Origin of the sequence: Streptoverticillium olivoreticuli subsp. olivoreticuli (genome assembly GCF_003391135.1) — a bacterium.
Taxonomy (GTDB): Bacteria; Actinomycetota; Actinomycetes; order Streptomycetales; family Streptomycetaceae; genus Streptomyces; species Streptomyces blastmyceticus.
On the sequence record NZ_CP031455.1, the window covers coordinates 3,169,451 to 3,190,047 of the forward strand.

At 71.9% G+C, this 20,597-nt stretch carries 20 protein-coding genes; 9 read left to right on the top strand and 11 right to left on the bottom strand.

The genetic code is table 11. The annotated features are described in order from the left end of the window. Positions 1-61 precede the first annotated feature (61 nt). The gene (locus DXZ73_RS13410; RefSeq protein WP_116211224.1) at positions 62-799 is read left to right on the top strand and encodes an LON peptidase substrate-binding domain-containing protein; all 738 of its coding nucleotides are present in this window, start codon (positions 62-64) and stop codon (positions 797-799) included. 17 nt (positions 800-816) lie between these two features. Beyond that, positions 817-1,314 (top strand): Cys-tRNA(Pro) deacylase, encoded by a 498-nt coding sequence (gene ybaK, locus DXZ73_RS13415; RefSeq protein ID WP_116211225.1) that lies wholly within the window; start codon positions 817-819, stop codon positions 1,312-1,314. A 47-nt stretch (positions 1,315-1,361) separates the two neighbouring features. Here the strand turns inward: ybaK and DXZ73_RS13420 are convergent, their stop codons facing one another. The 4 genes from DXZ73_RS13420 to DXZ73_RS13435 form a co-directional block, all read right to left on the bottom strand. Further along, positions 1,362-2,195, bottom strand: a complete 834-nt coding sequence (locus DXZ73_RS13420) for a thioredoxin domain-containing protein (protein WP_116211226.1) — start codon at positions 2,193-2,195, stop codon at positions 1,362-1,364. 55 nt (positions 2,196-2,250) lie between these two features. Beyond that, a complete protein-coding gene (locus DXZ73_RS13425; protein ID WP_116215598.1) occupies positions 2,251-2,928 on the bottom strand; it encodes a hypothetical protein in 678 nt (225 codons plus the stop codon). Positions 2,929-3,024: 96 nt separating this feature from the next. Further along, the gene (locus DXZ73_RS13430) at positions 3,025-3,849 is read right to left on the bottom strand and encodes a thioredoxin domain-containing protein (RefSeq protein ID WP_116211227.1); all 825 of its coding nucleotides are present in this window, start codon (positions 3,847-3,849) and stop codon (positions 3,025-3,027) included. A gap of 41 nt (positions 3,850-3,890) precedes the next feature. After that, positions 3,891-4,520: a hypothetical protein gene (locus DXZ73_RS13435; RefSeq protein ID WP_240351330.1), complete on the bottom strand. Its 630-nt coding sequence runs from the start codon at positions 4,518-4,520 to the stop codon at positions 3,891-3,893. Positions 4,521-4,663: 143 nt separating this feature from the next. Between DXZ73_RS13435 and dnaE the strand changes: the two genes are divergently transcribed. Next, positions 4,664-8,206: a DNA polymerase III subunit alpha gene (gene dnaE, locus DXZ73_RS13440; protein ID WP_116211229.1), complete on the top strand. Its 3,543-nt coding sequence runs from the start codon at positions 4,664-4,666 to the stop codon at positions 8,204-8,206. Positions 8,207-8,349: 143 nt separating this feature from the next. On the opposite strand, the gene DXZ73_RS38080 is transcribed toward dnaE, so the two are convergent. Further along, complete coding sequence (locus tag DXZ73_RS38080; RefSeq protein ID WP_162890158.1) at positions 8,350-8,520, bottom strand: hypothetical protein; 171 nt, start codon at positions 8,518-8,520, stop codon at positions 8,350-8,352. Between the two features lie 253 nt (positions 8,521-8,773). Here DXZ73_RS38080 and DXZ73_RS13445 point away from each other — a divergent pair, with 253 nt between their 5' ends. The 4 genes from DXZ73_RS13445 to DXZ73_RS13460 all read left to right on the top strand — a co-directional run bounded on the left by DXZ73_RS13445 (position 8,774) and on the right by DXZ73_RS13460 (position 12,809). After that, complete coding sequence (locus tag DXZ73_RS13445; RefSeq protein ID WP_116211230.1) at positions 8,774-10,096, top strand: NYN domain-containing protein; 1,323 nt, start codon at positions 8,774-8,776, stop codon at positions 10,094-10,096. Between the two features lie 70 nt (positions 10,097-10,166). Further along, positions 10,167-11,177 (top strand): ABC transporter ATP-binding protein, encoded by a 1,011-nt coding sequence (locus tag DXZ73_RS13450; RefSeq protein ID WP_116211231.1) that lies wholly within the window; start codon positions 10,167-10,169, stop codon positions 11,175-11,177. Between the two features lie 94 nt (positions 11,178-11,271). Then, complete coding sequence (locus DXZ73_RS13455) at positions 11,272-12,108, top strand: ABC transporter permease (RefSeq protein WP_116211232.1); 837 nt, start codon at positions 11,272-11,274, stop codon at positions 12,106-12,108. Continuing rightward, a complete protein-coding gene (locus DXZ73_RS13460; protein ID WP_162890159.1) occupies positions 12,105-12,809 on the top strand; it encodes an ABC transporter permease in 705 nt (234 codons plus the stop codon). Before DXZ73_RS13455 ends, DXZ73_RS13460 begins: the two co-directional genes overlap by 4 nt. Before the next feature lie 74 nt (positions 12,810-12,883). Here DXZ73_RS13460 and DXZ73_RS40585 read toward each other — a convergent pair whose 3' ends face one another. Further along, positions 12,884-12,958 (bottom strand): 50S ribosomal protein bL37, encoded by a 75-nt coding sequence (locus DXZ73_RS40585; RefSeq protein ID WP_374223834.1) that lies wholly within the window; start codon positions 12,956-12,958, stop codon positions 12,884-12,886. Positions 12,959-13,095: 137 nt separating this feature from the next. Here DXZ73_RS40585 and DXZ73_RS13465 point away from each other — a divergent pair, with 137 nt between their 5' ends. Beyond that, the gene (locus DXZ73_RS13465; RefSeq protein WP_116211233.1) at positions 13,096-14,730 is read left to right on the top strand and encodes an alkaline phosphatase D family protein; all 1,635 of its coding nucleotides are present in this window, start codon (positions 13,096-13,098) and stop codon (positions 14,728-14,730) included. Between the two features lie 130 nt (positions 14,731-14,860). On the opposite strand, the gene DXZ73_RS13470 is transcribed toward DXZ73_RS13465, so the two are convergent. Then, the gene (locus tag DXZ73_RS13470; RefSeq protein WP_116211234.1) at positions 14,861-15,451 is read right to left on the bottom strand and encodes a dienelactone hydrolase family protein; all 591 of its coding nucleotides are present in this window, start codon (positions 15,449-15,451) and stop codon (positions 14,861-14,863) included. 109 nt (positions 15,452-15,560) lie between these two features. On the opposite strand from DXZ73_RS13470, the gene DXZ73_RS13475 reads away from it, so the two are divergent. Continuing rightward, positions 15,561-16,625: a mechanosensitive ion channel family protein gene (locus DXZ73_RS13475; RefSeq protein WP_116215599.1), complete on the top strand. Its 1,065-nt coding sequence runs from the start codon at positions 15,561-15,563 to the stop codon at positions 16,623-16,625. A 3-nt stretch (positions 16,626-16,628) separates the two neighbouring features. Here DXZ73_RS13475 and DXZ73_RS13480 read toward each other — a convergent pair whose 3' ends face one another. From DXZ73_RS13480 to lspA, 4 genes are all read right to left on the bottom strand, one after another. Further along, positions 16,629-18,221 carry a Na+/H+ antiporter gene (locus tag DXZ73_RS13480; RefSeq protein ID WP_116211235.1) on the bottom strand — a complete coding sequence of 531 codons (1,593 nt, stop codon included), beginning with the start codon at positions 18,219-18,221 and terminating at the stop codon, positions 16,629-16,631. A gap of 252 nt (positions 18,222-18,473) precedes the next feature. Next, a complete protein-coding gene (locus DXZ73_RS13485) occupies positions 18,474-18,956 on the bottom strand; it encodes a GNAT family N-acetyltransferase (protein WP_116211236.1) in 483 nt (160 codons plus the stop codon). Beyond that, entirely contained in the window at positions 18,953-19,894 is a 942-nt protein-coding gene (locus tag DXZ73_RS13490; protein WP_116211237.1) for an RluA family pseudouridine synthase, read from the bottom strand. The genes DXZ73_RS13485 and DXZ73_RS13490 overlap by 4 nt, the downstream gene beginning before the upstream one ends. 70 nt (positions 19,895-19,964) lie before the next feature. Further along, complete coding sequence (gene lspA, locus DXZ73_RS13495; RefSeq protein WP_116211238.1) at positions 19,965-20,522, bottom strand: signal peptidase II; 558 nt, start codon at positions 20,520-20,522, stop codon at positions 19,965-19,967. Positions 20,523-20,597: the final 75 nt, after the last annotated feature.

The following is a 20,597-nucleotide window of genomic DNA, read 5'->3' on the forward strand; positions in this document are numbered from 1 at the left end:
TCCGCACAAGCCCGGGAAAACCCCCGACCAGCCGACCGCCCAGGCCATTAGGCTACGGGCTGTGACCACCGCACGCCTCCCCCTCTTCCCCCTCAACACCGTGCTGTTCCCCGGCCTCGTGCTCCCCCTGAACGTCTTCGAGCAGCGCTACCGCGCTCTGATGCGCGATCTGTCGGAGCTGCCGGAGGAGGAGCCGCGCCGCTTCGGGGTCGTCGCCATCCGCGACGGCCACGAGGTCGCGCCCACCGCGCCCGGCCTGCCGGAGGGCGCGCGGCCGGAGCCCGGACCGGCGTCCGGTTTCGGCGCCGACCCGCTGAAGTCGTTCTATTCGGTCGGCTGCGTGGCGGAGGCGGCCACGATCCGCGAGCGCGCGGACGGCACGTACGAGGTCCTCTCCTCCGGGACCAGCCGCTTCCGGCTGCTGTCCGTCGATGCCTCGGGCCCGTATCTGACGGGCGAGGTGGAGTATCTGGAGGAGGAGCAGGGCGACGAGGCGGGCGCGCTGGCCACCGGGGTCGTGCGGGCGTTCCGCGCGTACCAGAAGCGGCTGGCGGGCGCGGCCGAGAGCTCCCTGGCCGGGCAGGCCGACCTGCCCGGGGAGCCGTCCGTGCTGTCCTATCTGGTCGCGGCGGCGGCGATGCTCGACACCCCCGCGAAGCAGCGGCTGCTCCAGGCCCCCGACACCGCGAGCAGGCTCGCGGAGGAGCTGAAGGTGCTGCGCGCCGAGACCGCGGTGATCGCCAAGCTGCCGTCGCTGCCCGCGGTGAACCTCACGCAGCAGCCGACCAGCCCCAACTGAGCGGCCGGGAGGGCGCGGTGAAGAAGCCGAAGAAGCAGCAGTCCGGTTCGACCCCGGCGATCGTCGCCCTGGAGCGGGCGGGCGCCCCGTTCACGGTGCACGCCTACGAGCACGATCCGGCCGTCGCCGCGTACGGCCAGGAGGCGGCCGAGGCGCTGGGCGTCGATCCCCGGCAGGTCTTCAAGACGCTGGTGGCGGAGGTGGACGGCGCGCTGACGGTGGCGGTGGTGCCGGTCTCCGGGTCCCTCGACCTCAAGGCGCTGGCGGCGGCGGTGGGCGGCAAGCGCGCGGCGATGGCCGACCCGGCGGCCGCGGAGCGCACGACGGGGTACGTACGGGGCGGCATCTCGCCGCTGGGGCAGCGCAAGAGGCTGCCGACGGCGCTGGACGCGTCCGCGCGCTCGCATCCCACGATCTGTGTCTCGGCGGGCCGCCGCGGCCTGGAGATCGAGCTCTCCCCCGCCGACCTGGCGGCTCTCACGGACGCGGTGGTCGCGCCGATCGCCCGGGACTGAGGGCGGGCGGACGGGGCTCGGGGGCCCGTCCGCCCACCGTCGGTCCGCTACTTCTTCGGGCCGAACTCCTTGTCGATCACCGAGACGAAGTCCTCCTTGGCGATCGGCGGGTTCTGCGTGCCGGGGCTGGTCAGCTTCTTGTCGCCGTGCAGCAGCGTCGGCGTGCCGTTGATGCCGTTCTTGCCGAAGAGCTTGCCCATCTCCAGGCCCCACTTGGCGTAGGTGCGGTCGGTGACGTTCTTCTCGAAGTCCTTGTTGCCCTTGAGGGCCGGGACCTGCTGGGCGACCTCGATGAGCTTCTTGTCGGCGGAGTAGGCGTCGTCCCGCTCGTCGGGGTGGTTCTGCTTGGAGTAGAGCGCTTCCTTGTACTGGACGAAGGCCTCGGGGCTGACGTTCAGCGCGGCGCCGAGGGCGCTGACGGCGTTCTTGGAGCCGGTGCCGGCGGCCGGGCTGTCGTCGATGAAGTTGACCATGACGAAGCGGACCTTGTACCGGCCGTCCTTGACGTCCTTGCGCAGCTGCTCGCCGGAGTTCTGCTCGAACATGGCGCACACCGGGCAGCGCACGTCCTCGTAGACGGTGAGGGTCTCCTTGGCCTTCGGGTCGCCGATGACGATCTCGTTGCCGTTGTCACCGGTGGTGTTGGCGGGCTTGACGAGCGTCTGCTTCGCCACGGCGGCCCACTCGCCCTTGCCGGAGCCGCCGTCGTTCATGTTGGTCACGGCGAAGCCGATGCCGCCGGCTATCGCGAGGACGACGACGATCGACCCGGCGACGACGAGCTGGCGGCGCGTCTTGTCCTTCTTGGCCTGGCGCTCGCGCTCGGCGCGCAGCCGCTCGCGGGCGGCCTGCTTGTTCTGCGGGTTGTTGCGGTTGCTCATGATGTCTTCTCCGGTGAGGTACGGATGGGGGGACCGCTGTGCTGCGGGCAGTGCGTCAGGCAGCTGCCGGGCAGAGGGGCGGTCCGCGCCGTACGACGGAGTGGACGAGGAGCGGGAGGGTGCGCGGGGGCGGGACGCGGCGCGCGGGCCGTACGGGCGCCCGGTGGGGCCGGGCGGCGGCGGCCAGTGCGGCGACGGCCAGCAGCAACGGCCGGAAGGCGAACGCGGCCACCGCGCGCAGCAGCCGGGCCAGGGCCACCTCGCCGCGCCGCAGCCAGGCGGCGGCCAGCAGGCCCACCGTGATGTGGCAGGCGAGGAGCAGCCAGGGCAGGGCGGCGGAGTCCGCGGCGGGGGCGGTGCCGCCCTGGGCGGCCATGCGGGCCAGCGGGGTGCCGAAGCCGCCGCCGCGGCAGACCAGGTCGACGCCGATCGAGTGCAGCGGTCCGGCTATCGGGCCGCCGGCCCGCCCGTAACAGGCGTGCTGGCCGGTGGTGAAGACGGTGTCCGCCGTCAGCTCCAGCGGGATGAGGAGGGAGGCGATCCGTCCGTAGCTCCGCTCACGGCCGGCCAGTGCGTAGGCGATCACGAAGAACGCGGCGGACAGCACGGCGACGGTGGAGACGGGCAGCGGCGTCCGGGAGAGCAGGACGTGGGAGGCGGCGGAGAGCGTGACGCAGAGCGCCGTGAAGAGCGTCGCACGCAACGCCCTCAGTCGAACTCCCGTCCCCTCCATGAGGCCGAAGTTTGCCACGCTCTCGGATAAGTGTCGTGTCAAGATTCGGCATCGGTGGCGGGGACGGGACGCCCGGTGCGGATGGGGACGAAGAGGTCAGGACTTGAGCTGTCCGTCGACGGCCTTGTTGTACTGGTCCGGGGTGATCGGCGCGTTCTTGCCGTCCGGCGCGGTCAGCTTCTTGCCGTCGAGCTTGACCGTCGGGGTGCCGGTGACGTCCTTGTTGGTGTCGAAGGCGTCGGACACCTCCAGGGCCCACTTGTCGAAGGTGCCGTCCTCGACGTTCTTGCGGAACTCGGCGTTGCCCTTGAGCGCCGGGATCCCGTCCGCGATCTTCAGCAGGACGTCGTCCTTGGCGTAGTCGTCCTTCGTCTCCTGCGGGTGGTTGTCCTTGGCGTAGAGGGCCTTGTTGTAGGCGCTGAAGGCCTCGGGGCTGACGTTCAGGGCGGCACCGAGCGCGCTGAGGGCGTTCTTGGAGCCGACGCCGCCGAAGTTGCGGTCGAGGAAGGTGGCGACGTGGTACGAGACCTTGTACTTGCCGTCCTTGACGTCCTTGTCGATCGTGCCGCCGACGTTCTGCTCGAAGACCGAGCAGATCGGGCAGCGCATGTCCTGGAAGAGGTCCAGGGTGTGCTTGGCCTTCTTGTCGCCGATGACGATCTCGGTGCCCTTGTCGCCCGCGGTGTTGGCGGGCTTGACGAGGTCCTTCTTCGCCGCGGCCGTCCAGGCGGAGTCCGAGCCGCCCTTGCCCATCTGGGTGACGGCCACGCCGATGCCCGCGGCGACCGCGAGGATCGCGACGACCGACCCGCCGACGACGAGCTGGCGGCGCGTCCTGTCCTTCTTGGCCTGGCGCTCCCGCTCGGCGCGCAGCCGCTCGCGGGCGGCCTGCTTGTTCTCGTGGCTGTTGCGCTTGCTCATGGGGTGACTTCTCCGTGTGTGCTGCTGTGGTCCGTGACTGCTCAGGCGAGGGCGGGCCTGCGCGGTGGGCCACGGCGGACGACGGAGTGCGTCAGCGCGGGCGGGGTGGCGGGCACGCGCGCGTGGCGCGCGGGCCGTACGCGCGCGCTCCCAGGCCGTACGGCCGGGGAGGCGGCGGCCGGCCGCAGGGGCCGGAAGGCGGCCGCCGCGGCCGCGGCCAGCAGCCTGCCGAACGCGGCCTCGCCGCGGCGCAGCCAGGCGGCGGCCAGCAGGCCCACCGTGACGTGCGCGGCGAGGAGCAGCCAGGAGGCGGTGTCCGGTCCGGTGACCGGCGCGAAGGGGCCGTCGAGGGAGCCCCCGCCGCAGAGCGCGGTGAGCGCCCCGGGGACGGGGTGGCCGTCCATGCCGAAGCAGGTGCGCTGCCCGGTGGTGAAGACGGCGTCGGCGGCCAGCTCCAGCGGGACGAGCAGGGCGGCGATGTGCGCGAAGCGGCGCTCGCGGCCCGCCAGGGCGTAGGCGAGCGCGAAGACGGCCGCGGAGGTCACGGCGACGACCGGCAGGGGCAGGGCCACGCCGGACAGCAGCACGTGGGAGGCGGCGGACAGCAGGACGCACAGCGCGGTGAAGGCCACCGCCCGCGCCGTCCTCGGTCCTGCCGCCGAAATGTCCATGAGGGACGAGTCTGTCATGGGCCCCGGTAAACGCCGACTAAAGCCCCGGGAGGTCGCAGCGCGCCCTCGTCTGTCAGTGGGGGCCGGTAACCTTCAATGCTGTCTCCCCGCTGTCGCCGACCGTTCGCCGGAGGTCTTCCACCGTGACCAAGCCGCCCTTCACGCACCTGCACGTACACACGCAGTACTCCCTGCTGGACGGTGCCGCGCGGCTCAAGGACATGTTCAACGCGTGCAACGAGATGGGCATGACCCATATCGCGATGTCCGACCACGGCAACCTCCACGGCGCGTACGACTTCTTCCATCAGGCCAAGAAGGCGGGCGTCACCCCGATCATCGGCATCGAGGCGTATGTCGCGCCCGAGTCCCGGCGCAACAAGCGGCGCATCCAGTGGGGCCAGCCGCACCAGAAGCGCGACGATGTGTCCGGTTCGGGTGGTTATACACATAAGACGATCTGGGCGGCGAACAAGACCGGTCTGCACAACCTCTTCCGGCTGTCCTCCGACGCCTATGCCGAGGGCTGGCTGACCAAGTGGCCCCGCATGGACAAGGAGACGATCTCCCAGTGGTCGGAGGGCCTGATCGCCTCCACCGGCTGCCCGTCCGGCGAGGTGCAGACCCGGCTGCGGCTCGGCCAGTTCGACGAGGCCGTGCAGGCCGCGAGCGACTACAAGGACATCTTCGGCGAGGGGAAGTACTTCCTGGAGCTGATGGACCACGGCATCGAGATCGAGCGCCGGGTCCGCGACGGCCTGCTGGAGATCGGCAAGAAGCTCGGCATCCCGCCGCTGGTCACCAATGACTCGCACTACACCTATGCGCACGAGGCGACCGCCCACGACGCGCTGCTGTGCATCCAGACCGGCAAGAACCTCTCCGACCCGGACCGCTTCCGCTTCGACGGCACCGGCTACTACCTGAAGTCGACGGAGGAGATGTACGCCATCGACTCCTCCGACGCCTGGCAGGAGGGCTGTGCCAACACCCTCCTCGTCGCCCAGCAGATCGACACCGAGGGCTGGTTCCAGGAGCGGAACCTGATGCCGAAGTTCGACGTGCCGGAGGGCTTCACCGAGGTCACCTGGTTCCGCGAGGAGACCATGCGCGGCATGGCCCGCCGCTACCCCGACGGCATCCCGGACGACCGCCTCAAGCAGGTCGAGTACGAGATGGACATCATCATCAAGATGGGGTTCCCGGGCTACTTCCTCGTGGTCGCCGACTTCATCATGTGGGCGAAGAACAACGGCATCGCGGTCGGCCCCGGCCGAGGCTCCGCGGCCGGTTCGATCGTCGCCTACGCCATGGGCATCACCGACCTCGACCCGATCGAGCACGGCCTGATCTTCGAGCGGTTCCTCAACCCCGAGCGCATCTCCATGCCCGATGTCGACATCGACTTCGACGAGCGCAGGCGCGCCGAGGTGATCCGCTATGTGACCGAGAAGTACGGCGCCGACAAGGTCGCCATGATCGGCACCTACGGCACCATCAAGGCCAAGAACGCCATCAAGGACTCGGCCCGCGTGCTGGGCTATCCGTACGCGATGGGCGACCGCCTCACCAAGGCGATGCCCGCCGACGTCCTCGGCAAGGGCATCCCGCTCTCCGGCATCCTCGACCCCGCCCACCCGCGCTACGGCGAGGCCGGCGAGATCCGCGGGATGTACGAGAACGAGCCGGATGTGAAGAAGGTCATCGACACCGCCCGCGGCGTCGAGGGCCTCGTCCGGCAGATGGGTGTGCACGCGGCCGGCGTGATCATGTCCAGCGAGACGATCACCGACCACGTCCCGGTCTGGGTCCGGGCCTCCGACGGCGTCACCATCACACAGTGGGACTACCCGAGCTGTGAGTCGCTCGGCCTGCTGAAGATGGACTTCCTGGGCCTGCGCAACCTCACGATCATGGACGACGCCGTCAAGATGGTGAAGGCCAACAAGGGCGTCGAGCTGGACCTGCTGAAGATCCCGCTGGACGACCCCACGACGTACGAACTGCTCTGCCGCGGTGACACGCTCGGTGTCTTCCAGTTCGACGGCGGGCCCATGCGCTCGCTGCTGCGCCTGATGAAGCCCGACAACTTCGAGGACATTTCCGCCGTCTCGGCCCTGTACCGGCCGGGCCCGATGGGCATGAACTCGCACACCAACTACGCGCTGCGCAAGAACGGCCAGCAGGAGATCACGCCGATCCACCCGGAGCTTGAGGATCCCCTCAAGGAGGTCCTCGGCGTCACCTACGGTCTGATCGTCTACCAGGAGCAGGTGCAGAAGGCCGCTCAGATCATCGCCGGGTACTCCCTCGGCGAGGCCGACATCCTCCGCCGCGTGATGGGCAAGAAGAAGCCCGACGAGCTGGCGAAGAACTTCGTCTTCTTCAAGGAGGGCGCGCAGAAGAAGGGCTTCTCCGAGCAGGCCATCCAGGCCCTGTGGGACGTCCTGGTGCCCTTCGCCGGCTACGCCTTCAACAAGGCCCACTCCTCCGCGTACGGCCTGGTCACCTACTGGACCGCCTACCTCAAGGCCAACTACCCGGCCGAGTACATGTCGGCGCTGCTCACCTCCGTGCGCGACGACAAGGACAAGTCGGCGATCTACCTCAACGAGTGCCGGCGCATGGGCATCAAGGTGCTCCCGCCGAACGTCAACGAGTCCGAGGCCAACTTCGCGGCCCAGGGCGACGACGTGATCCTCTTCGGCCTCACCGCCGTCCGCAACGTCGGGCAGAACGTGGTGGACTCGATCATCCGCTGCCGCAAGTCCAAGGGGAAGTACAGCTCCTTCCCGGACTTCCTCGACAAGGTCGAGGCCGTCGTCTGCAACAAGCGCACCGTCGAATCGCTGATCAAGGCCGGTGCCTTCGACGAGATGGGGCACACCCGCAAGGGCCTCACCGCGCACTACGAACCGATGATCGACAACGTGGTGGCGGTCAAGCGCAAGGAGGCGGAGGGGCAGTTCGACCTCTTCGGCGGGATGGGCGACGAGACCGCCGACGACGGGCCCGGCTTCGGCCTGGACGTGGAGTTCTCCGACGTCGAGTGGGAGAAGGCCTATCTGCTCGCGCAGGAGCGCGAGATGCTCGGCCTCTACGTCTCCGACCACCCGCTCTTCGGCATCGAGCACGTCCTCAACGACAAGGCCGACGCCGCCATCTCCCAGCTGACCGGCGGTGAGCACGCGGACGGCGCGATCGTCACCATCGGCGGCATCATCTCGGGCCTCCAGCGCAAGATGACCAAGCAGGGCAACGCCTGGGCCATCGCCACCGTCGAGGATCTGGCCGGTTCCATCGACTGCATGTTCTTCCCGGCCACCTATCAGCTGGTCTCCACCCAGCTCGTCGAGGACGCCGTCGTCTTCGTCAAGGGCCGCCTGGACAAGCGCGAGGACATCCCGCGCCTGGTCGCCATGGAGCTGATGGTCCCCGACCTCTCCAACGCGGGCACCAACGCCCCCGTGATCATCACCATCCCCACCGTGAAGGTCACCCCGCCCATGGTGGAGAAGCTGGGCCAGGTGCTCACCCACCACCGTGGCTCCACCGAGGTGCGGATCAAGCTCCAGGGGCCGCGGAAGACCACCGTGCTGCGCCTGGACCGGCACCGGGTCACCCCCGACCCGGCGCTCTTCGGCGACCTCAAGGTGCTGCTCGGCCCGTCCTGCCTGGCCGGCTGAGCACCGGCGGGAGACCGCCGAGGGCCCGCGGGGCCCGCGATCGCGCACGAGGGGCGCGCCCGGATCACCCGGGCGCGCCCCTCGCTGCATCAAGGCGCCGGTGGGCGCCGTCCGTTGTCGGTCGGGTGCCGCCGGGGCGCCGGTCAGTTGTGGCCGAAGCGCTTCTGCTTGCCCTTGCGGGCCATGTCGCCCGGGGTGACCTGGGACTGCCGCTGCTCGCTCTGGGACTCGAGCGAGGAGCTCTTGGCCTGCTGCTGCCCGCGCTCGGCCGCGCTCGACTGCTGCGGCTGCTTCCGGTTCTTGTTCTTGGCCATGCTGAAGTGCCTCCACTTCCGTGCGACCCCCTGCCGTCACCCTCGCACGCACTGGCGAAGCGTGCATTTCGGGTAATTACCGTGCGTGATAGGTGCACTTATCGTGGTCAGCCCGTATCCGCCACGCCGAAGATCCAGTTCGGACTGATAACCCCCGCACGGTCGGGCAGACTCCAGGAAAGCCAAGGAAAACCGGGGCACGGCAGTGCCGGGGGGCGACCGCACTTCTGGACGTACTGAAAGAGGGTGGAACGTGGACCGCTGCGTCGTCCTGGTGGACGCCGGTTATCTGCTGGGCGCCGCCGCGAGCCTGCTGGCGGGGGAGCCCGCCCGGTCCCGCATCACCGTGGACCACGCGACCCTCATCCAGGGGCTCCGAGAACGCGCCGAGGCCGAGACGGAACAGCCCCTGCTGCGGATCTACTGGTTCGACGGCGCCCCCGACCGCGTGCCGCAGCCCGAGCACCGCAGGCTGCGCGTCATGCCCCGGGTCACGGTCCGGCTGGGCGCCCTCACCCGCAGCGACGGCCGCTGGGCGCAGAAGGGCGTCGACGCCGCGATGCACGCCGAGCTCACCGAGCTCGCCCGCAACCGCGCGTGCTCGGACATCGTGCTCGTGACCGGTGACGGCGACCTCCTGCCGGGCCTGATGTCCGCCAAGGAGCACGGCGTCGCCGTCCACCTCTGGGCCGTCCAGGCCGCCGACGGCGACTACAACCAGTCCGAGGACCTCGTCGCCGAGGCCGACGAGCGGCGCGTCCTGGACCGTACGTGGATCACCCGGGCCGTCCGCGCCAAGGAGCTCACCGGCGCCTGCGCGCCCTCCCCCGCGCCCCGCCCCGAGATCGCCGCGATCCTCTCCGCCCCGCTGCCCGAGACCGCGGCGGCCGCCGCGGCCGCGGCCGCGCCCCACCCCGCGGACGCCCGTCCCGCCGAGCGCAACGGCACCCGGCCCGCCGCCCCGGCCGCGCCTTGCACCACCGAGCGCGGGCAGGAGAACGGCGAGACCCCCGCGGCGCGCGGCGTGCCCACCCCGAAGGACCTCGCGGGCCTGGCCCGCGGCCTCGCCGGGCAGTCCCAGGGCCCCGCCTCCGGCCAGCCCGCCGCCCCGGGCCAGCCGGGCCAGGGCGCGTCCGCCCTCGCGCCCAGCGCCACCCTGCGCTGGTCCTCCGACAAGGGCTGGGTCGACCGCGGCGCGGGCGCGGGGATCGGCGAACCGCCCGAAACCGCCTCGCTGCCGATGCTCGCCCAGCTCACCAGCGCCGAGCAGCGGTGGGCCGACCGCGAGGAGGACATCACCACCGTCGGCGGCGACCCCTTCGAGGTGGGCCAGGTCTTCGCCCGCCGCTGGACGGAGCGGCTCACCGACTCCGTGCACCTCCAGCACCTGTCCACCGAGTACCCGCGGATCCCGCACCGCATCGACGGCGAGCTGCTGCGCTACGCGGCGCGGTTCGGGCTGCTGGCGCACAAGGACGACCAGATCGACGAGCACGACCGCTATGCGATCAGGGCCGGTTTCTGGCGCGAGATCGACGCCCGGACCGCCGCGGAGCACGCGCCCGCCGGGGACTGACACCGCCGGGCGCCGTGCCGCGCGGCCCCGAGCGCGAGGGCGCACGGCCAACCGCGTACCCTCATAGCTCGTGAGGACGGGTGCACAACAGGCGGCGACGGGCAGCGCGGTATGCACCGTGCGCGGCCTGGTCAAGACCTACCCCGCCGCGCGCGGCCGACGCGGAGCGCCCGGAACGGCCGCCGTACGGGCCAGCGACGGCATCGACCTCGATGTCCGGCGCGGCGAGATCTTCGGGCTGCTCGGCCCCAACGGCGCCGGGAAGTCCACGCTCGTGCGCCAGCTCACCGGGCTGCTCCGCCCCGACGAGGGCAGCGTCGACCTCCTCGGCCACGACCTGGTCCGCCACCCCGAGCGCGCCTCGCGCCTCGTCGGCTACCTCGGCCAGGAGTCGACGGCCCTGGACGAGCTGACCGTCGCCCTCGCCGCCGAGACCACCGGCCGGCTGCGCGGTCTCGGCCTGCGCGCGGCCCGCGCCGAGCGCGACTCGGTCATCGAGGAGCTCGGCCTGGGCCCGATCGCCGGGCGGCCGCTCAAGAAGCTTTCCGGCGGGCAGCGCCGACTGGCCTGCTTCGCCGCGGTGCTGGTCGGCGACCGGCCGGTCCTCGTCCTGGACGAGCCCACCACCGGCATGGACCCCGTGGCGCGCCGCGCGGTGTGGGCCGCCGTCGACCGCCGCCGCGCCGAGCGCGGCGCGACCGTCCTGCTCGTCACCCACAACGTCATCGAGGCCGAGACGGTCCTGGACCGGGTCGCGGTGCTGGAGCGGGGCCGGATCATCGCGTGCGACACCCCCGCCGGGCTCAAGGAGCTGGTCGGCGACGAGGTGCGCGTCGAGCTGGTGTGGCGCTCCGAGCCCCCGCTGCACGTCCCCGAGGTCGCCGCGCTGCGCAGCGCGGCGACCGAGACGGGCCGCCGCTGGTCGCTGCGGCTCGGCCCCGCCGAGGCGCGGGCGGCCGTCGCCGCCGTCACCGGCGGTCCCGCCTTCGCCGCGCTCGACGACTTCACCCTCGCCACCCCGAGCCTGGAGGATGTCTATCTGGCTCTGGGCGGCCGTGCGGAAGGGCTGGTCAAGGGGTGAGCGCCCGCACCACAGGGCCGGGCGGGGCGGTGGGCGCGCCGCCCGCGACCGTTACGGCCGGGCGCCGGTCCGTACCGAAGAGGAGCATCGCGGCGTGACTGCTGTATCCGCAGAAGCGGCACCCGGGCAGACCCGGGCCGAAGGGCGGGCGCGCCCGCGGCCGGACGGCGGGGCGGCCGCTCCGCTCGCGCCGAGGGCGCGGCTGCTGCCGTCGCTGGCCGCGGTCTACCGCGCGCAGCTGTCGCGGGCCCGGGTGGCGCGGATACCGCTGCTGTTCGTGGCGACGTTCCAGTCCGTCGGGATCATGATCCTGATGCGCGGTGTCGTCGACGGCGGTGACGAGGCGCGGTCCGTCGTGGCCGGGTCCAGCGTGCTGGTCGTCGCGTTCGTCGCGCTGAACCTCCTCGCCCAGTACTTCGGTCAGCTGCGCGCGAGCGGCGGTCTCGACCACTACGCGACGCTGCCGGTGCCGCCCGCGGCCGTGGTGCTGGGTGCGGCGGCGGCGTACGCGTCGTTCACCGTGCCCGGCACGGCCGTGACGGCGGTGGTGGGCAGCGTGCTGTTCAAGCTGCCGCTGGGGCACCTGTGGGTCCTCGCGGCGGTCGTCCCGCTGGCCGGGGCGGCGCTCGCCGGGCTGGGCGCGGCGCTGGGGCTGCTCGCGCCCCGGCAGGAACTGGCGACGCTGTGCGGCCAGTTGGGCATGTCCGCGGCGCTGCTGCTGGGTGTGCTGCCCGCGGCCCGGATGCCCGCCCTGATCGCCTACGCGCGTGATCTGCTGCCGTCCACCTACGGTGTGGAGGCGCTGGCCCGGAGCTTCGACGCGCGGCCCGACTGGCTGCTGATCGCCGCGGATCTGGGCGTGTGCGCGGCCGTGGGTGTGGTGTCGCTGGCGGCCGCGACCTGGGCGTACCGCCGGGCGGCCGTCCGATGACGCGCCGCAGCGAGCGTCCTGCCGCCGACGGCACGCCGTCCACCTGGCACGATGGCGGGGTGACCGCACCGCTGACGCCGCACGACCCGCCGCCGCACGAGCCCGTGCACGGGCCCTTCGACCCGGAGCCGCCCGCCGGCGAGCGGGATCCGGGGCTGCGCGCCGAGCTGCGGCAGGCCGCGGTCGTCGCCGCGGTGGTGGCGGTGGCCGGGGTGCTGCTGGGGCTGCTGTGGGTGTGGCTCGCGCCGCGCGTCCCGCTGATCTCGGACGGCAAGGCCGTCTATCTGAAGAACTCCGAGGGCGAGCAGGCGATCGGCGCGGACGGCACGTTCGCGCTGCTGGCGCTGGGCTTCGGCGTGCTGAGCTCGGCGGTGGTGTTCTGGTTCCGCCGCCGCGGCGGCATCCCGCTGGTCGCCGGGCTGGCGGTCGGCTCCCTCCTCGCCTCGCTGATCGGCTGGCGGCTGGGTGTCTGGCTCGGCCCGTCCTCCGACGTCGTCGCGACCGCGAAGGCCGTGGGCAAGGGCGTCGTCTTCGACGCCCCGCTCAAGCTGGGTGCCAAGGGCGTCCTGCTCGCGTGGCCGCTGGCGGCGATGGCCGTGCACCTGTGTCTGACGGCGGCGTTCGGGCCGCGTGACGAGGAGCCGGAGCCGCACTGGCCGAGCGCCGGTCCGGGCGCCGGTCCGGCCGTCGACCCGCACTGACGTAGGGCAGCCCGCTTCCGAGTGCCGGACGGGCCCGGTCGTCGTCCGTGCGGCCCGTCCGGCGCGGCCCCCGGTTAAGCGGGCCGTCGGCCGTGGTTGGCCTTGTTCTTCTTCAGGCGCCAGCGGCGCTTGCGGGTGCGCTTCGACATGGTCCCTCCCGGCGCGGGGCGCGCGTACGGCGGCCCGCACCTCGGTCGTAGCGGAACCACGGCCAACAGTCCAGAGCCCGGACGAACTGTCAGCTTTCGTACGTCCTGCGCCTTACCCGGAGGTAAGGTGATCGCCCGTGATCGAAAACGACCGGATATCGCGCCGCACCGCCGTCACGGCCGTCGCCGCCTCCGCCGCGCTGCTCCCCTTCGCCACGGGCCCCTCGGCCCACGCCGCGGCCGGCGGCCCCGCGTTCCTGCACGGTGTCGCCTCGGGCGACCCGCTCCCCGACGGCATCCTGCTGTGGACGCGCGTCACCCCCACCCCGGACGCCGTCCCCGGCTCCGGGCGCGGGCCCGCCGTCGAGGTCGGCTGGGAGGTCGCCGAGGACGCGTCGTTCGGCCGGGTCGTCGCCCGGGGCACCGCCACGGCCACGGCCGCGGGCGACCACACCGTCAAGGCCGATGTGCGCGGCCTGCGTCCGGCCACCACCTACTGGTTCCGCTTCGGCGTGGGCGAGGTGCGCTCCCCCGCCGCCCGTACGCGCACGGCGCCCGCGCGCGACGCCGCCACCGAGGGCATCCGCTTCGGCGTGGTCTCCTGCGCCAACTGGGAGTCGGGCTGGTTCGCCGCGTACCGCCACCTCGCCGCGCGCCGCGACCTGGACGCGGTGCTGCACCTCGGCGACTACATCTACGAGTACAAGTCCGGCGAGTACCCGGCCGCGAAGTACGTCGTGCGCCCGCACGAGCCGGCCCACGAGATCGTCACGCTCGCCGACTACCGCACCCGGCACGGCCATTACAAGACCGACGCCGACCTCCAGGCGCTGCACCACGCGCACCCGATCGTCGCCATCTGGGACGACCACGAGTTCGCGAACGACGCCTGGTCGGGCGGCGCCGAGAACCACACGCCGGGCGCGGAGGGCGACTGGTCGGAGCGGATGGCCGCGGCGAAGCAGGCGTACTTCGAGTGGATGCCCGTACGCCCCTCGGTCGAGGGCACCACCTACCGGAAGCTGCGCTTCGGCAAGCTCGCCGATCTGCACCTGCTGGACCTGAGGTCCTTCCGCTCGCAGCAGGTCAAGGCGGGCAGCGGCAAGGTCGACGACCCGGAGCGCACGCTCACCGGCCGCGCCCAGCTCGACTGGCTCAAGGCGGGGCTGGCCTCCTCCGACACCACGTGGCGCCTCGTCGGCAACCCCGTGATGATGGCCCCCGTCGCCTTCGGCGCCCTGCCCGCGCACCTCCTGGAGCCGATCGCCAGGCTGCTGGGCCTGCCGACGGGCGGCATCGCCGTCAACACCGACCAGTGGGACGGCTATACGCACGACCGGCGCGAGCTCCTGGACCACCTCTCCGGCCACGCCGTCCGCAACACCGTCTTCCTGACCGGCGACATCCACATGGCATGGGCCAACGACGTGCCGAAGCAGGCCGCCACCTATCCCCTCTCCGCCTCCGTCGCCACCGAGTTCGTGGTGACCTCGGTGACCGCCGACAACCTCGACGAGACCCTGCACGTGCTGCCGCACACGGTCTCGCTGCCCGCGGCCGGAGCGATCAAGGCCGCCAACCGGCATGTGAAGTGGGTGGACATGGACTCGCACGGCTACGGCGTCCTCGACGTCACCGCCGAGCGGGCACAGATGGACTACTACGTCCTGTCCGACAAACGGAAGCGGGACACGACGGCGTCCTGGGCCCGCTCGTACCGGACCCTGTCGGGAACCCAGCGGGTGGAGCGGGTGAAGGCGCCGGTGCGCTGACGCGGGTCCGCTGCCGCCTGCGGCGGGAGCGGCCTGCGGCCGCGTCCTCAATCGCCGGACGGGCTGGTTTTCGCGGACCGTAGCCAGCGAAATCAGCCCGTCCGGTGTCTGAGAACAAGCGGCCCGCCGCCTAACCCTCCGCGACCTCCGCCAGGAACCCCAGCGCCACCCGCCAAGCGGAATCCGCAGCCTCCGCGTCGTAGTCCGCAAGCTCCGGATCCGTGAAGAGATGCCCCGCCCCCGCATAGCGGTGGACCTCCACCTCCGCCCCGGCCCGCCGCATCCGCAGGTACCACGCGTTCAGCCAGTCATGCGGCTCGAACGGATCCGGGTCCGCCACATGCAGCTGCACGGGCAGCTCGTCCACGGACGCGTCCTCGGCGAGATCGGACGTGCCGTGCAGGAGCAGCAGCCCCCGCGCCTTCTCGTCGCCCAGGGCCAGGTTCTGCGCGATCGACCCGCCGAGCGAGAACCCGGCGTAGACCAGTCCGCGGTCCGACAGGGGCGCCGCCGCCGTGATGGCGCGCTTCAGCAGCTCCTCCTTGCCGATCTCGTCCTTGATCGCCATGCCCTCCTCGACGGTGTCCGCCGTCCGGCCGTCGTAGAGGTCCGGTACGTGCACTTCGTGCCCGGCGGCGCGCAGTCGCTCCGCGGCGGCGTGCACGGCGGGCCGGAGGCCGTAGGCCGAATGAAAAAGGACAATCGTGGTAGAGGACGCCACTGGAGTCACTTCCTTACAGGTGGATCGCGTGCCCCCATCGTGCCAGTTGCGGTCGGAGGGAAGCGCCCACCGGTGAGCCACGGCCCGGCCGGAAGGAGCTGAGGTGTCCATGGAGGGCGTACTGCGTCCGCTGTCCGTCATCGGCGGTGCACTGGTCGTCACCGTGATCGTGGGGTGGATCGCGGACCAGGTGCTGCGCCGGATCGACGCCCGCAGACCCGACACCCCGCTGTGGGGCCTGCTGCGCCGCGCCCGGTTCCCGTTCCGGCTGGTGCTGTGCGCGGCCCTGCTGCGTGCCAGTTACCCCGCGGCCGGTCTCACGGAGTGGCATCGGAAGGCGGTCGGCCAGGTGCTGAGCCTGGTGCTGATCGGGGCGTGCGCCTGGCTGGTGGTGCGGCTGGCGGTGGCCGTCGTCGAGGCCATGTACGCGCGCTACGCCGCCGGGGCGCCCGACCCGGCCCGGGTGCGCAGGGTGCGTACGCAGGTGACGCTGATCCAGCGGATCGTCACCGCGGCCGTCTGTGTGGTGGCGGTGGCGGCGATGCTGCTGACCTTCCCCGACATGAAGACGGTGGGGACCTCGATGCTGGCCTCGGCCGGTCTGATCGGCATCGTCGCCGGTGTGGCCGCCCAGTCGACGCTGGGGAATCTCTTCGCGGGGCTCCAGATCGCCTTCGGCGACGTGGTGCGCATCGGCGACACGGTCGTGGTCGGCGGCGAGTGGGGCAAGGTCGAGGAGATCACGCTCACCTATCTGGTGGTGACCACCTGGGACGAGCGGCGCATCACGATGCCGGTGTCGTACTTCACGGGCAGGCCGTTCGAGAACTGGTCGCGCAACAACCCCCGGATGACCGGCACGGTCTTCCTCCACCTCGACCACTCGGCCCCCATCGACCTCATGCGCGAGCATCTGCACCAGGTGCTCAAGGCGTCCCTGGAGTGGGACGAGCGGAACTGGAGCCTGGTGGTCACCGACACCACGCCGACCACGATCCAGGTGCGGGCGCTGGTGACCGCGAAGGACGCCGACGACATATGGGCCCTGCGCTGTGTGGTGCGGGAGCAGCTGATCGCGTGGCTGCGGCGGGAGCACCCGTACGCGCTGCCGCGGGTGAACACCGCGCCCGCGCCGGGCGTGACGGACGCGCCGGAGGGCCCCGGGGCGTCCTGACCGTCAGCCGCCGCGCAGGCTCCGTACGTCCAGGTGGCGCAGCACCCGGTCGACCACCTCGGGGTCGGCGCCGGGTTCGCTGCGGGCGCCGAGCACCTCGTGGCGGGCCGCGGAGAGCATCTCGCTCTGGATGCGCTGGACGGTGCGGATCCGTTCGACGCGCTGGGCGTGGGCCTCGCGCCGTTCCTCGTCCAGCATGTCGGGGCTGATGCGGGCACCGACGTCGTACGCGCGCCGCTTGAGCTGCTCCACGAGGTCGTCGGGGAGCTCCTCGTCCTGCTCGATCTCCAGGAGCCGGAGTTTGGCGGCCTTGGCGGCGCGGATGGCGAGCCGGCGGGCGAATTCCCGCTCGGCGTCGGCGTCGGACTGCACGCCGAGGATCCGGACCAGGCGGGGCAGGGTCAGGCCCTGGACGACGAGGGTGGCCATGATGACGGCGAAGGCGATGAAGAGGATCTCGTCGCGGGCGGGGAAGGGCGAACCGTCGTCCATGTGGAGGGGGATCGCGAGGGCCAGGGCGACGGACGCGACCCCGCGCATCCCCGACCACCACATGATCACGGTCTCGCGCCAGCTCAAGGGGATGTCCTCGTCGATGTCCCGGCGGCTGTGCAGCTTCTTCGCCAGCCAGGCGGCGGGCAGCAGCCACAGCAGCCGGACGCCCACGACGACCCCGATGACGGCGGCGCTGATCGTCAGCATCTCGCCCCAGCGGCCGCCGCCGGTGCCGAAGACATGGTGGAGTTCGAGGCCGATGAGGCCGAAGGCGACGCCGGTGACGAGGGTGTCGACGACCTCCCAGAAGGTGTGCCCGGCGAGCCGCCCGAGGACGTCGTCGGCGTCCATGGCGTACTCCGCGAGGAAGAGCGCGGTGGTGAGCACCGCGAGCACCCCGGAGCCCATGAACTCCTCCGCCAGGACGTACGAGACGAAGGGGACCAGCAGCGTCAGGCCGATCTGGAGCGTGGCGTCGCCGAGGATGTCCATCAGCCGCTTGGCGGCCCAGCCGAGCGCGAGCCCGACGGCCACGGCCACCACGGCGGACAGCACCAGTTCCCCGAAGGCCTTCGGCAGGGAGAAGCTGCCGCTCACGGCCGCGGCGATGGCCACGTGGTAGAGCACGATGGCGGTGACGTCGTTGAAGAGGCCCTCGCCCTCCAGGATCGACACCAGGCGGCGCGGCAGCCCGAGCGAGCCCGCGACGGCGGTGGCGGCGACCGGGTCGGGCGGGGCGACGAGCGCGCCGAGCGCGACGGCCGCGGCCACGGAGATGCCGGGCACGACGGCGTTGGCCACGACGGCGACGGCCGCGGTGGTCACGAAGACGAGCGCGACCGCGAGCAGCAGGATCGGCCGCAGGTTGGCGGTGAACTGACGCCAGGAGGTGCGCTGCACCGAGGCGTAGAGCAGGGGCGGCAGCAACAGCGGAAGAATAAATTCCGGCGGTACGTCCACATTGGGGACGAAGGGCAGCAGGGCGAGGACGATTCCGCCCAGCGTCATCAGCACCGGCGACGGCAGCCCCAGCCGATCCGCGAACGGCACCATGACGACGGCGCCGATGAGCAGGACGAACAGCAGGGCGAGCTGATCCACGGTTGCCCTCCGGGCGGGCGAGCCGACACTTCGATCAAGCCAAGCGTGTCATGCGGGGCGTGGTGCGGCACCGTTGCCTCCCCCAGCTACCGCTGGGAGGTGCCCCCAGCGGCGGGAGCGGCCTGCGGCCGCGTCCTCAAATGCCGGACGGGCTGAATTCAGCCCGTCCGGCATTTGAGGACAGTGCGCGAAGCGTGCTTCGGGGCGGGGCTGGGGAACAAGCCCGCCGCAGGCGCCCCGGTCACCGTGCTGTCAGAGCGCCTTCGTCATCGCCCGGTGCGGAATCCCGCTGCCCTCGTCGAACTCCGGGCCGTGCGCCGCATACCCCAGCCGCTCGTAGAAGCCGAGCGCATGCGTCTGCGCCTCCAGATACACCCGGGTCAGCCCCAGCTGCCGGGCCTCCTCCTCCACGGCCCGGACGAGGATCGCCCCCAGCCCCGTGCCGCGCGCCGCACGGCCGACCGCGAGCCGGCCGAGGACGGCCGTGGCGTCGTCGGTCACACCCGCGTGGCCGTACTTCTTCCGGGCGGGCGCGCCGTGCAGGAAGCGGACCGTGCCGACGGGCCCGGCCGGGCCGGAGGCCAGGAAGTGGACGGCGTGCGCGTCGTACGCGTCCATCTCCTCGGCCTCCGGGACGCCCTGCTCGGCCACGAAGACCTCACGGCGCACCGCGTGGCAGCCGCCCAGGTCGTCGGGGGCGACGACGCGGACGGTCACGGGCGCCGCCGCGCTCATGAGCTCTCGGCCCGGATGATCTCCAGGGCGTGCCGCAGGTCCTCCGGATACTCGCTCTCGAACTCCACCCAGCGCCCGTCCTCGGGGTGCTCGAAGCCCAGCCGGACGGCGTGCAGCCACTGGCGGGTGAGCTTGAGCCGCTTGGCGAGCGTCGGGTCGGCGCCGTAGGTGAGGTCGCCCACGCAGGGGTGCCGGTGCGCGGCCATGTGCACGCGGATCTGGTGCGTGCGCCCGGTCTCGAGCTTGACGTCGAGGAGGCTGGCGGCGCGGAACGCCTCGATGAGGTCGTAGTGCGTCACGGACGGCTTGCCGTCGGCGGTGACCGCCCACTTGTAGTCGTGGTTGGGGTGGCGGCCGATGGGGGCGTCGATGGTGCCGCTCATCGGGTCCGGGTGGCCCTGGACCAGCGTGTGGTAGCGCTTGTCGACCGTGCGCTCGCGGAACTGCTGCTTGAGCAGGGTGTAGGCGCGCTCGGACTTGGCGACGACCATCAGGCCGGAGGTGCCGACGTCCAGGCGGTGCACGATGCCCTGGCGCTCGGCCGCGCCCGAGGTGGAGATGCGGTAGCCCGCGGCGGCGAGGCCGCCGATGACGGTGGGGCCGGTCCAGCCGGGGCTGGGGTGCGCGGCCACGCCGACGGGCTTGACGATCACCACGATGTCGTCGTCGTCATGGATGATCTCCATGCCCTCGACGGGCTCGGCGACGATCTGCACGGGCGCGGGGGCGGCCGGCATCTCGACCTCCAGCCAGGCCCCGCCGGTCACCCGGTCGGACTTCCCGGCCTCGGCCCCGTCGAGCTGGACCTTGCCCGCGGCCGCCAGCTCGGCCGCCTTGGTGCGGGAGAAGCCGAACATACGGGCGATGGCGGCGTCGACGCGCTCGCCTTCGAGGCCATCGGGTACGGGCAGGGCGCGGATCTCGGGAATGGTGCTCACCCGTCGAGTATGACGGACGGGTCCGACAGGCCCGCACGGCAGCGTCCGTGCGGACCCCGGCGGAGCGCCCTCAGTCGTTGTGGACCGTGCCGTCCGGGTCCAGGCCGCGGAAGGAGAGGATCACGATCAGGAAGCCGCCGCAGACGATCGCGGAGTCCGCGAGGTTGAAGACCGCGAAGTGCGCGGGGGCGATGAAGTCCACCACGCCGCCCTCGAAGCCGCCGGGCGAGCGGAAGAGCCGGTCGGTGAGGTTGCCGAGCGCGCCGCCGAGCAGCAGGCCGAGCGCGATCGCCCAGGGCAGGCTGTAGAGCTTGCGGGCGATCCGGGCGATGACCACGATCACGGCGGACGCGATGACCGTGAAGACGATCGTCATGGCCTCACCGATGCCGAAGGCCGCGCCGCGGTTGCGGATCACCTCGAACTGCAGCCAGGTGCCGAAGACCTCGATCGCGTCGTGGTGCTCCAGCTTGGCGACCACGAGCAGCTTGCTGCCCAGATCGAGGAGGTAGGCGAAGGCGGCCACCACGAGGAGGGCCCCGATGCGCCGCCCGCCCTTGACTCCGCCGGGCGCGTCGGCCGCCGCCCCGCTTCCGGGCGTGCCGGTGGTCTGTTCCGCCTCTGTCACGTGAGTCCTTCGACGTCGTCCCGCGCTCGATGGGGTTGTCAGGGCCACCCTGACTGAGGACGAGGGTACGGCACG